The organism is Photobacterium marinum (assembly GCF_000331515.1).
GTDB classification, from domain to species: Bacteria; Pseudomonadota; Gammaproteobacteria; order Enterobacterales; family Vibrionaceae; genus Photobacterium; species Photobacterium marinum.
Genome location: NZ_AMZO01000057.1, coordinates 1 through 12672, shown reverse-complemented (window position 1 = coordinate 12672; position 12672 = coordinate 1). Strand labels below are relative to the sequence as shown.

14 protein-coding genes are annotated in these 12672 nt (G+C 39.4%); all 14 read right to left on the bottom strand.

The window, feature by feature from the left end:
- Positions 1-449 precede the first annotated feature (449 nt).
- Positions 450-908: an HIT family protein gene (locus tag C942_RS24060; protein ID WP_007471477.1), complete on the bottom strand. Its 459-nt coding sequence runs from the start codon at positions 906-908 to the stop codon at positions 450-452.
- A 130-nt stretch (positions 909-1038) separates the two neighbouring features.
- Positions 1039-1539, bottom strand: a complete 501-nt coding sequence (gene lspA / locus C942_RS24055; protein ID WP_036801774.1) for a signal peptidase II — start codon at positions 1537-1539, stop codon at positions 1039-1041.
- Positions 1540-1669: 130 nt separating this feature from the next.
- The gene (locus C942_RS24050) at positions 1670-1984 is read right to left on the bottom strand and encodes a BRCT domain-containing protein (protein WP_007471472.1); all 315 of its coding nucleotides are present in this window, start codon (positions 1982-1984) and stop codon (positions 1670-1672) included.
- 720 nt (positions 1985-2704) lie between these two features.
- Positions 2705-3172, bottom strand: a complete 468-nt coding sequence (locus tag C942_RS24045; RefSeq protein WP_007471464.1) for a 2TM domain-containing protein — start codon at positions 3170-3172, stop codon at positions 2705-2707.
- 224 nt (positions 3173-3396) lie between these two features.
- Positions 3397-3831, bottom strand: coding sequence for a hypothetical protein (locus tag C942_RS24040; protein ID WP_232428217.1), 435 nt, complete (start codon positions 3829-3831; stop codon positions 3397-3399).
- A 607-nt stretch (positions 3832-4438) separates the two neighbouring features.
- A complete protein-coding gene (locus C942_RS24035; RefSeq protein WP_007471456.1) occupies positions 4439-5269 on the bottom strand; it encodes a hypothetical protein in 831 nt (276 codons plus the stop codon).
- 122 nt (positions 5270-5391) lie between these two features.
- Positions 5392-6096 carry an HNH endonuclease gene (locus C942_RS24030; protein ID WP_007471454.1) on the bottom strand — a complete coding sequence of 235 codons (705 nt, stop codon included), beginning with the start codon at positions 6094-6096 and terminating at the stop codon, positions 5392-5394.
- A gap of 136 nt (positions 6097-6232) precedes the next feature.
- A complete protein-coding gene (locus tag C942_RS24025; RefSeq protein ID WP_036801771.1) occupies positions 6233-6667 on the bottom strand; it encodes a GFA family protein in 435 nt (144 codons plus the stop codon).
- Between the two features lie 134 nt (positions 6668-6801).
- A complete protein-coding gene (locus tag C942_RS24020; protein ID WP_007471450.1) occupies positions 6802-8103 on the bottom strand; it encodes a DUF3644 domain-containing protein in 1302 nt (433 codons plus the stop codon).
- Positions 8104-8241: 138 nt separating this feature from the next.
- A complete protein-coding gene (locus tag C942_RS24015) occupies positions 8242-8925 on the bottom strand; it encodes a hypothetical protein (RefSeq protein WP_007471447.1) in 684 nt (227 codons plus the stop codon).
- An 860-nt stretch (positions 8926-9785) separates the two neighbouring features.
- The gene (locus tag C942_RS24010; protein ID WP_036801763.1) at positions 9786-10217 is read right to left on the bottom strand and encodes a hypothetical protein; all 432 of its coding nucleotides are present in this window, start codon (positions 10215-10217) and stop codon (positions 9786-9788) included.
- 167 nt (positions 10218-10384) lie between these two features.
- Positions 10385-10807 carry a zinc ribbon domain-containing protein gene (locus tag C942_RS25395; protein WP_007471442.1) on the bottom strand — a complete coding sequence of 141 codons (423 nt, stop codon included), beginning with the start codon at positions 10805-10807 and terminating at the stop codon, positions 10385-10387.
- Positions 10808-11002: 195 nt separating this feature from the next.
- The gene (locus C942_RS24000; protein ID WP_007471440.1) at positions 11003-11524 is read right to left on the bottom strand and encodes a hypothetical protein; all 522 of its coding nucleotides are present in this window, start codon (positions 11522-11524) and stop codon (positions 11003-11005) included.
- Between the two features lie 630 nt (positions 11525-12154).
- A complete protein-coding gene (locus C942_RS23995) occupies positions 12155-12643 on the bottom strand; it encodes a hypothetical protein (protein WP_007471439.1) in 489 nt (162 codons plus the stop codon).
- Between the last annotated feature and the right edge of the window lie 29 nt (positions 12644-12672).

Here is a 12672-nt window from a genome sequence, read left to right as displayed (position 1 = left end):
AGGTGAACTCTCAACGCATCTCACCTTCAAACATGGGATACAACAACCTCGAAATTGTATTTTCCCATCAACTATCAAAGCTTTGAACCAAATACATTTGCATGACAGCCTAATGAGATATTCCTTAGGGCTGCATCACAGGACTGATAGGCAAAGAAACCGGCAAGCCTTTCATTACAGTGTAACGATGAATAATGCGATGATTCATTGCCAGAGTTAAAGGCAGCAATGGAGCAGATAACCTTCATTTAGCTATTCTTTATGGACAGCCTTGCGATGAACGAATGATCTTTGTGGCATCGTTCTTGAGCGAAGAAATAACCAATAAAAACAGAGTCGCTCTTCAGCATGCCTAACGCCTGCGATAAGGTGTGCCCCACCGAACCAGCAAAGCACACCAAACTTCAAACCAAAACCTCCGAGTGTAACGCATCACCTTGATTGCTTTGTTATGCACACGACCTTATATGTGCTGCTATTTTACTTAGCTCGGCATCATCTGCTCGTTTATGGTCATGAGATGATAAGTGACCTTCATATCTATCATAAAACTTATCAATATTTGACTCGACAAGTTGAAACTCTGAATTATTACCAGTTCCGTGCATTGGAGATAACTTACTGTGAAGATGATCTACACCATAACCTTCAAAGAACATTCCAGTACGAGCTACACCATCAAAGGCTTTATCGAGTAGTAATGCAACCTGCTTGGTAGCTATTATTAATTTTGATAATACTTCATCTGACTGTTCAAACGCGTAACTTGAATGATGCGCCTTGGGAATAACAACAGTAAAACCTTTTGTATTTGGGAAAATTGAAAGAAAAGCCAAATGCTCATCATCTTCCCACACTTTATGGCAAGGTGACTTACCTGAAACGATGTCACAAAAAATACAACTCATACTTCCATGTTTCCTTATTTCCTCTTGTGTGCATAACGCCTGGCATAAGGTGCACCAACACCAAACTTACCAAGCGCACTGAACTTCAAACCAAAACTGCCGAGTGTAACGTGTCACCTTGATGCCTTTGTTACAAGCTAGCACGCTGAATTTTAAGACTATTATGCGGTAATAAAAGCATCAAGACCCCGATCATAATTGCCACATCTGCAACATTGAAAACACCGGTACGAACTGAGCCTATACCAACATTTAAAAAATCTATAACTGCACCATTATTTGTAACTCGGTCATAAAAGTTACTAAAACCACCCGAAAACACCATTGATAATGCAATTAATGAAGATAAATTTTGTTTTGAACTGGTAACGATGTAAGCCAACAGACCTAGAAGAAAAGTACCTACCGCTATAACAAAAAAGCCAAACCGATACTCATCAGAAAGTGTATTTCCTAGCCCCAAGAAAGCACCGATATTTTCCGTATAACCCACACGAAGTAAGTCTGATAAATAGCTAATCATTACATTTTTTGAGAGTTCTTGAGAGGCTAATATCTTTGTGGCTTGATCCAAGCCAATACACGAAAGGCTAACCAAAAATACCACTTGAATTCTCTTACAAATATCCATGTAACCTCTGTATTTCCTTTTAAGCTTGTAACGCCTGCAATAAGGTGTGCCCCACTGAACCAACAAAGCACGCTGAACTTCATACCAAAACCGCCGAGTGTAACGCATCACCTTGATTGCCTTGTTATGTTTATTGTGGTTGCGTCCCTGGTTCAGTTATTTCACCAGTTTCTGCTAATACCACAAACTGTTCTGATGTGAGAAATTGTACTCCTTGCAGTTCTGCTTTTTCGATTTTCTTAGGACCGGCGTTGATTCCACCAACTAAAAAATCCAGTTTTTTCGTCACAGATTTAACGACATTGAAGTTTTTATTTATGGCCAAATCAATTAACTTTTGCTTTTCAGTTGTACCAAAACCTGTAAAACATACCTGTAAACGATTATCTTCAACCTTCTTAGCACGAGTTGAATAAATAATTCTCCAAGCTTCTGCATCAGGCATCAGGCATCAGAGCTATTTCAGCTTCAGTTAAATCCGTTTTCGACAACAAAATCATTGTTGGCTTTTGACTAGCCATAGAACCTCCATTTATATGATTTCGACTGTAAACATAACGCCTGCGATAAGGTGTGCCCCACCGAAACCAACAAAACACACTGAACTCCGAACCAAAACCGCCGAATGTAACGCATCACCTTGATTGCCTTGTTATGCAACTCCATCCATTAATTCGATCATGCTTGGCCGAAGACCTTTCCACGCGTGATGAATTTGCGACATGCAGTCAACAAACGCAAATTCTGATATTTCCAATTTACTTTCAACGCCTTGAGCCAGCCCAACTTGCATGACATCCTGATACGAACTTGATTGGCTGCTGCTCCGAACTATGGGTAAAGACAAGCAACAGCCCTTTCAGAGCAGAGTAACATTGATAACTCAGTGCTGAATTGCCTTAGTAAAGGCAGCAAAGAAAGAGGTAACCGACTGTTCTCTGAGCTTTCAGGCAGCCTATCACTGAAGAAATGGCCGGAGAAACCGTGGAAATGAGCGATGAATTTTCAACCATCAATGCACTTGGCTCTAAGGTGCATAACGCCTAAGCACATGCGCCCGTTACCGCAAATAACAAAATTGACTACCGTAAGCACCAAAGCCAATTCATACCAAAGCTGCCGAGTAAAACGGGTCGCATGGTGCTTTTTGTTATGTGCGAACTATCTATAATCTCCGTCCTAATCGCTTTTCTATTTGCTTTTTCTCCCAGCGCTCATTGAACCAATTAAACCATTCATAGACATGAGCAGCATGATTAAGCACACCGATACCCCAGCCTAATGCCGGCCAAATAGCCCAAATATAGCTGGAGTCTGTAAGTAAATTTATTAAGAACAAAATAAAGATGACGACCAAATAATTTGTTAGATGGGAATAAAACCCTTTCAAATCTCTAACGTATTCAACTACTGCCAGCTCATCTTTCTGATTTGCGTTGGTATCCATACTGCAATCAACCTCTTGTAATTCATTGACATGAACATCAAAGACTGCAGCTAAGGACTTTAACGAATCAAAACTTGCCTTTTGCCCTCTTTCAATTCGCTGAATTGTACGAACACTCAAACCTGTCATTTCAGCTAATTGTTCTTGAGACCAAGCTTTCGATAACCTTAATTTCCTTAGTTTCATCATTACCTCCTTTGATGTAAAACCACATTGCCCTATAAACTACCAAAAGGTAACGACACTAAGGTGACAAGCACCTGACACACATTTAAAATCAAACACTTAGGGTAAGCACATAACGCCTGGGATAAGGTGCACCAACACCAAATTTACCAAGCGCACTGAACTCCATACCAAAACTGCCGAGTGTAACGTGTCACCTTGATACCTTTGTTATGCACGTGATCTCATCTGATGAATTTCAACACAACACAAAGAACAAAAGTAGGTAATCCCACGATGAACATCACCAAGCCAAATTGAAAATTTTGACGATAGTGTTTGTGTTTCTCGGCCTGAAGATCATGACCTGAAACCATAGACTTCATCTTGTTGGTAACATAATCAACATCATAATTTCTGCTTGCCTTGCCACCTTCCCATGTCAAAGCAGCAATACCCCAAATAAAAATACAGGTAAAAAACAGAAAATCACTTAGTCTTGTAGTTGCAAAATAATCAATGGTATTGGAAAGAATGAATATGGTAGCAGCTGATAACACATTCACTAACACCACTGTTTTGATTAACTTACCCATACTTTCAATCACCAATTTCCAAGGTAACCACCTAGTGCATAACGCCTGCGATAAGGTGTGCCCCACTGAACCAGCAAAGCGCACCTAACTCCATACCAAAACCGCCGAGTGTAAAGCATCACCTTGATTGCATTGTTATGGCAAAATCATGGAATATGAATAACTTACTAGATACGCTACCGCTACAGAAATATCTGCTCGAACGCCTGCCAGTTTACCCTACCAATAAAAACCGAACCGAAATTGATACATAACTTCATGAACCAACTCGTAAAATCAGTAGCTACTGGAGAAAGAATTGCTCTTTACCAACAGAGAGAAATCAGAAGCTTCGGGAAAAATAGCAAGGATTATAACCTGATAACCCTTAGCCAAAATTTAAGAACTGGTTTTCGATGAAGTTTCTGGCATTAATGACAGCAAGCACAACAGGAAAATCAAGCGTGCTGCGGACAAAGCCCGACAATCTCACAGTTCGTTATACCGACCAGCGTTCAGGTATATCGCCTGAGAAGTTCGGCTTAATAGCCGCTAAGCTTGACCCACAGACCTTGAAGCGAAAACCACGTTGCCTGTGCTTTTAAGCCATAACGCCTGCAATAAGGTGTGCCCCACTGAACCAACAAAGCACACTGAACTCCGTACCAAAACCGCCGAGTGTAACGCATCACCTTGATTGCCTTGTTATGTTTTAGAAGGGTAAGTCATCTGGCTCACTAATTTTACTGACAGTCTCCTCCACAGAAGTAACCATTTCTGTACACTTAGCTACTAGTTCTCGAATCACGTCTTCATCTACGACAATTTGATTACCTTCTTTATCGAATCCAGCTCGATGTACACAATCATGACGAACCTTCACTGCTTGGAAAAGCCAGCTAATGTTTTCGAAATCATGCCCCAATACACTTAAATACATTGGCTTGATTTTTTTGAGGTCATGAAATATGAGCTCTTTTAAATAATCAGCAACAGTAGTTTTCAATGCCGATTGCTTTTCGAATATTTCTTTCAAACTAAAAGTTCTTTTTGAAAAAGTGGGATCTGTTTCAACTAATTTTTTTATTAACTCTTCAGAATTAATAACTTTATGAATAAAAGTTGCCGCCAGATAACCTTCGACAGCAGCGACAATATGACCATATAACATAACAAGAAGACTGAATTGAACTGAAGACTCAACTTGGACTTCAAGCAAGCTCTCAATACTTTTTATATGATCATTGAAAATTTCGTATTGAGTTTTATTAGATTCATACCAATCATCATAATCATCTTCAGGGAAGTATGGCATTCCATAATTAACTTCATTATCACCATTATTCACATAGCAATCAGCTGCAAAGAATGTGTTTACAACCATTACTTCATTTTCTTTTCCGCACTCATCACACAATATTTCTTCGTAGTGTTCAGTCGCGCTATCTCTATTCTTTTCTGCTTCAAAGTTCGGCATTGGGACACCAACTATTGTCTTAATAACCTCACCACAATCACATTCAAAAGAAATATCCATTTGCATAAAATTTACTCCTAAAACATAACGCCTAACATAAGGTGCGCCACGATGAACTCACCAAGCACACCAAACTCCATACTAAAACCGCCGAGTGTAAGGCGTCACCTTGATGTTTTTGTTAGGTTTCAGCCAAAATGAGCCTCTCTATGGCAGTTGGGGCACAGAGCAAGAACATTATCAACAGTGTCAGGTCCACCTTGCGCCAAAGGTAACTTATGATGAACCTCTAAATATGGTGTGTTATCTGATTTTCTAATGAATGGTGCTGGCTTTTTACAGTGTTCACAAATGCCGTTAGCACGAACCAGAGCCTCAGCTACGACATCTGGATTGCGAAGATAGACTGTTGTTTTAACTTCAGTTGTTTTTGGCGAAGTTTCGGCTTGTGACAAACGCTCCGCTCTTTGAGTTCTTGTTAACGCTTTAGACCATATGACTTGTTGAGCAAACTCTAGCTGCTCACTTACCTCTTGAAGGTAAATAGCCCTACTGAGTTTATACTCTCTGCCTGCTTGAAATCTGATATTTTCAAGAATTGATTCATCAACTATCGTTGACGATACTGAAAATACCCCTTGATACTCCCACTCGTTAGTCCTTCTCTTTAAGAATATCGGTACTGGCTCATGCTGCTGGGATAACCAAAGACCATGTTTAGCTATATCTTTACCGCTACCACACAAAATTTCACTTGGCGCATTTGGGTTAGAGCTTAACTCTAGATATACACCAATAACTTTCTTTTGGCGAGTTCCCATATAACCCTGTATTTGACCTCCAATTAAGGAGCTAATTTCTTTACGGCTATATTTTTGACCTTTTTTGAACATAGTTAGCCCTATTCGAAATGGAAAAACTAAATAAGAAACCTAACGCCGGGCATAAGGTGCGCCAAGACCAACTCACCAAGTCCACTAAACTCCAAACCAAAACCACCGAGTGTAAGAAGTCACCTTGATGCCTTTGTTATATTTGTGAAACCTCTGATGCAAAATAAGCTTGAATTTCGGCTTCGGTCATTTCCGGTGTGTTGTTTGAAAAACAGTAATACTCTGGCCTTAGATCACTGAAATACTGCATACTCATTTCTAGATTTTCGGTATGAGGCAATAACCCAACAGGCACATTGTAACTTCCTGTTTTCTTGAATCTGCTGAAAAGGTGCGTACCACAGTTTGAACAGAAACCACGTGAAGCCCATGACGATGAGTCGTACTCTTTAATCGATTCTTTACCTTCGAACTCTACTTCTGTTCCACAATTTGCCATAAAAAGTGGTCCACCACCCCATTTACGGCATAAAGAACAATGACAAACTGTAAACTTCGGGTCGATAGTTGCTACACGAATTTTAACTCTACCACATAAACAAATAGCTACGTTTTCCACTAACTTTGACATACTTTCTTATCCTTGAATTTCAAAGCAAATATAACGCCTGCGATAAGGTGTGCCCCACCGAAACCAACCAAGCACACTGAACTCCATACCAAAACCGCCGAGTATAACGCATCACCTTGATTGCTTTGTTAGGGCTATCTGCGCTTATTGAACGATTTTTTTGCTGATGAAAGGTAATTTTCATGCTCCATCATACGTTTAATTAATTCTTCGACTAATTCATTAGAATAATATGAATATTCTGGGTTTTTATTTCGATAGTGATATTTATTGTTCCCACACTTCCAGCCATTCTTTGCAAGAAGGGCTTCAAAGCAATTAGGATTTACGGCATGTTTGCCACTATTTTTTTGCTTTGCGACAAGATGCTTAGCTATTTTTTCTTCGCTGTACCTTTCATATAACCTAATATTTATTTGTTCAATTGCATCTTTTCTAAGGAATGGATGGGATTTGGAGCGATCTACTGGCTTTTCAATAACTAGGGCCTTCTTTAAACCCTCAATTCCCTCATCTGCTTTTGCGAGAGTGATTGTTGTGCCATCATCCGAATCTGTTGCAAAAACCAGCTTTACGTTGAGTGGGATAGCAAACTCAATATTATTACTATCCTCAACATCATGCTGTAATGAAGTAGCAAGTTCTAAAATATCATTCGCAATATCACCGTATGTAGACTTCATGACAGAAACAGGTGGTGTCTTAAACTCACCAACCAGTGAAATCATTCCAGCATGGCTATTATTGAGAAATGACACTTCGGTAAACTCTTCAAACTTTGAAGTATAGTTCAAGACGCCTGACTGAAAAATACGAGAGGTGATACCTTGAATTTCCGGCATCAACAGATGCACTGCCTGATCTCGAAAAAACGCTATCTGTTCGATATTTTTTCTGATTTGAGATGTTTTGGGGTAAACTTTTTCCAAGGACTCTCGTAACGAAATAGTTTCTTTTAGCCCCTTTTTACCTCCATTCCTAAAAATAGATGATTCGCCATCTCGCTCAATGAGTACAGCCTTTAGAAACTGCTCCCAAGCAGTACAAAAGCACATAACGAAAGCATCCATTCTGTTTTCTAACGATGGCCGATTATATAATTCAAGAGCTAACATCATGTTGTCTTTTGACTTTCTTAACAACGCTTTAGATAACTTAGACGTGCAATTATGACCTAAACCTCTTCGATGTTTGCTTTGCGAAAGTAATTTCGCAAATTCTACTTCAGTAATATTGAGGGAGTTTGAAGCTTCTAGTGCGCCAGTGTTAGTTTCACTTATAAAATCAGCCAACTGCCCTTTATTCCAATATGTATTAAAAGTCGCAGGTTTCCATCCGGTAGCTTTTAACACATCCTCTTTATTGAACTTTTGAGCATTACTTTCCATCTTTTGAAGAAAGTTAAACAAAGCTAATAACGACTTACTAATTTTCATTATTACTCCTTTAAAGCCCTAACGACTTGCCATAAAACGCCAGCAACGTATTACGACAATATTTAATTTACCACCGCAAACACCGAAGCCAATTCATACCCAGAATGCCGAACGTTGAGGGTCGTTTTGATGGCTTTGTTATGTGCGAGTTGAATGTCTACTGAATTTATAGTTTGGATATTCCTTAGCTAAGTCATCCACAACAGCTAACCAAGCTTCTTTATCCACGACCTGAGGAGGAATTGCTTTAGGCTCTAAAGTCCATTGTTGCAGTGTAAACCCCCAACTCAATCCGCCTACGGAATACAAAACTCCATCTTGTTCACTCAACCCAAATACTGTACCAACCCAATCTAGTGTAACGTGCGGAGCAACACTCCACGCTGGATTATCCCTAAAAGCCGTATTTACACTATAAAATGGAATGCTGCTGTCACGTTGACTTTGTGACCCGACATCAACAAATTGCCATCCCCGCCCATTTGAACCAAATGATGAGTGCTTACCACTTAGTTGAACATTGCCATTTGTCGAAACAATATGTATCCAATGTGTGACTTGAGGAGAGGTAACCTCAATCGATGGAAACTTTGGAGCGAAACAACCTTTATTACCAGAGTCAACAAACCTCACTGCTAACAGATCGCCCTCACCCCATGAACGGTAATTAAAACTTTTTAAATTACTATCATTGAAACATTTCTCATAACTTCCATTTTCAATATTCGTTGATAGATAAGAACTTCGGTAAAAATCAAAAGATCCATACAGAACAGTAAAAACAACAACTATACCGATTGCGCTTAAAATGTACCTTTTCATAACTATCTGAATTCCTTTTCTGATAGCACATAACGCCTGGGATAAGGTGTGCCACGACCAACTCACCAAATCCACTAAACTCCAAACCAAAAATGCCGAGTCAAACGCGTCACCTTGATACCTTTGTTATGGCGAGCTCCAAGTAACCTACTCAACTTCAATGCACGCTACCGCCGAACAGAATTATTTACCTGCCATATGATTCATGCATCATACATTACTGAGTAAACAGGAAGTTGAGGGATCGCAGTTTTGTGATTTATTTCAGGTAGCTATAACTGAAACCGGAGCCTTTTGATGGGAATTTGAGCAGGATTTATTCGGAAGAAGAACTGACAGCTCTCTTCTATCAGTGTGAATCGGTGCTAAGGAAGAAAAACAGCGAGTACTAAACGACAATCGAGCGTGCGGCGGACTGGAACCAACGATGCCTATTTTCATTGCAAACGTCCAGCACCATAACAGGATTTGAAAACTACTGCGTGCTAGCTGCTAAGCCTCGACCCAACGAAAATGAAGGGAATCAACACAACTGCAGGGCCAATTGGACAAATGAAAAAAGTCACCTCAGAACTACAATCGGACGTGTTGCGTACAGTGCCTACAAATGCCGATTTTCTTTGAAGACATCCAGCACCATAACAGAGCTGGAAAACTGCAATATACTAGCGACTAAGAACGACCCACCGTCCAGTAATTCAGCAGCCACGTTACCTGTACTCACTTACGCCATAACGCCTGCCATAAGTTGTGCCCCACAGAACCAGCAAAGCACACCGAACTCCGTACCAAAACCGCCGAGTGTAACGCATCACCTTGATGGCTTTGTTATAACGCTTGGATTCAAAAACTAAGACACATCACTGAGAATCATCCTTGGCATCTGTTAAGTTGGCTAGGCCATCCCCCAAACGATTGAATATAAACCCACCAGTAAACAATGCAAAACACGCACTCCATAATGAGAAATGTGCTAATAAAAACAGTACACTAACAATGAAACTTAAAAAAGCCAGAATAGGAACCAGTTTAAAACTACTGTTCTGATAAATATCATTTAAAGTTTCTATCTCATCATCGAAACCAACACAAATAAAGGCCAATATAGAGTTCACAGTTAAACTGATAGTAAATGCATAAATCGACATACTTAGTGGTAATGAAGTATCAACTTTGTCTCCAGCGCTAAACAAAGCTAAGAAAAACGCCATTGACGTTGCAGCAAAAGATGAGTAAACCCATATTTGCCTACGTATAAAAAGTTCATTATTAAATATTTCACTAACTAACACTAAATTCATTCCTCAACAGCGTTATAACGCCGAACATAAGGTGCGCCACGATAAACTCACCAAGCGCACCGAACTCCATACCAAAACCGCCGAGTGTAACGCGTCACCTTGATGTTTTTGTTATAACGTAAAGTTGAAAGCACTAAAAGTATGACGGCTTATTACAACTAATTATTAACTGAATCCTGGATAGTTTTACAATGAAAACAATAAACTCTTCCTTTTTTTATTACCTCACCACAATTAGGGCAATTCCTTTTAGGGAAGCGAGGGTCATAAAATGTTTCTGTTTTTTTTAAATCATCTTGATAACTATCACCACATTCAGATAAATCACTGTGACAATGCTTACACAACAATGCTTCACGCTTAACCAACTCGGCACATTTAGGACACTTTTTCATTCGCCCTGAAGCTAATTCTTTAACTTCGACGTTCTCATCAATTGGAGATACAACCAATGCAATAATAAATCCAATTAATGGTGATAATAACAGTGACAGTAAGAAGTAACCAAAGCCTGACCTTCCTTTTGAATTAGCATAAATCCCAACAAAAATAGCAAAAACAAGCCAAAGAACAATAATCATACCGTACACCTTTTAGTAACCAAGTTACTATTTCAGCTTAGATAAATTAAACGATTTAAACAGTGATATACATTAAGCTACGCGCTTCTAATTACGTTATAACGCCTGCAATAAGGTGTGCCCCACTGAACCAACAAAGCACACTGAACTCCATACCAAAACCGCCGAGTGTAATGCATCACCTTGATTGCCTTGTTAGGTTTTTTCTCGCACCCCAGAGCAATGTGTGCAAAGGTCTTCAATTATTTGACTAGCATACTGTTCCAATTTAAGAAGGCATTTATAAGCTTTATCCAAATCTTTACCGTCATCTTTGCTTGAAGCTAGAGCACAGGTGTTTAGGGATATTTTTTCATGTCCATACAATCTGATTTTTTCTGCCATATCTGGACTAATCGAAGCTGCTAATGAAGCTATATAAAGGTTTTCAGCTTGAGTTGAACAATCAATTTCAATACTTTCATCACCACTGGAACCCTTAGCATATACAGCCTGAGCCATTATTATGTCTTTTTTTATGAATGTCATAATAGGCTCGATAACATAATTATTTTTGAATTCTACTTCTCGCTTGATAGCATCTTGTTTTTCCTGAAAGGCATGATCTGTGCGTTTATTAAGCCAATTAAATGAGAGAGTCACAATTGCAGTAAGCAAAGAAGCCGAGACTGCAATTATAGATGCCCCATATTCAATCAAAAAACTTTTTTCTGTCACGATATTTCTCCCATAAAAACCTAACGCCTGAGAACATGCGCCCGTTGCTACGCAGATACCAAAATTTATTACCGTAAACACCACTGCCAATTCAAACTAAAACTGCCGAGTGTAACGGGTCGACATGGTGCGATTTGTTATGCCTCACCACAAATACTTTCCTTACTTGGCAGCAGAACACCCAACACGCGATGCTCCAGCGACAAAACTTGCAGCAATCACCGCCTCAAATTGTCCCACTTAACTTTCAACGACTTTGAGCACACCAAATTTGCATGACAACAAATGCGGAGTTACACAGGCTGCAAGCAGTGAACTGATAGCTAAGGGAATCACCGTACAAACCAAAGAAACCCGCGTGTTGAATTGGAGCCAACCCACTCGATACTGATGGCAGCAGATACATTAACAACCGACATTTCGACGGACTCAAGGAGCCGTCGGTTGATGAACGAAATTGCCTGAGAGATGGTGTTCTTGTGCGCAGAGTTATTTGTATAGAAAACACTTAGCTTTTAGTGGCATAACGCCTGCAATAAGGTGCCCCATACCGAACAAACAAAGCGCACCAAACTTCGAACCAAAACCACCGAGTGTAATTGGTCACCTTGATTGCTTTGTTAGGTTTATCTACTTACTAACATTTAGCATCTCAATTTTCAGGATGCAGTTATTATCGAAATATACTTTGACTCTTTTTCCGTTATCAACCTTACCACCAAATGCTTTAGTTCTATTAAAACAACTAGTTGATGCATAATAATCATAATAAAACTTACGATTACCAACTTTGAAAGTTTCAACTCCTTGGCCACTGCTTACTTGAGGTTTAAAGTCATAAATAATGCCTTTAACAACCTTATAGTCACCATTATTCAGTTTCTTGACTCCTTGACTTTGACTATAAAAAGGTCTTACTAGGTCAATTAAAAACATACTCATCGCCATAAGGCAAAAAGCAGTGATGAAAGCCTTGAATAATTTATTATTACCCTCTTTGCTTTTTAGTGAACTGTAAAGCACCCAAGATAAAAATGGCATAAAAATCAGTGGAATAATATTGAGTATATTTGCCCACGGTTTAGCCATTTGAGAAATATCGAATACTACTTCATACATTCTATAAACCTAACGCCGGGCATAAGGTG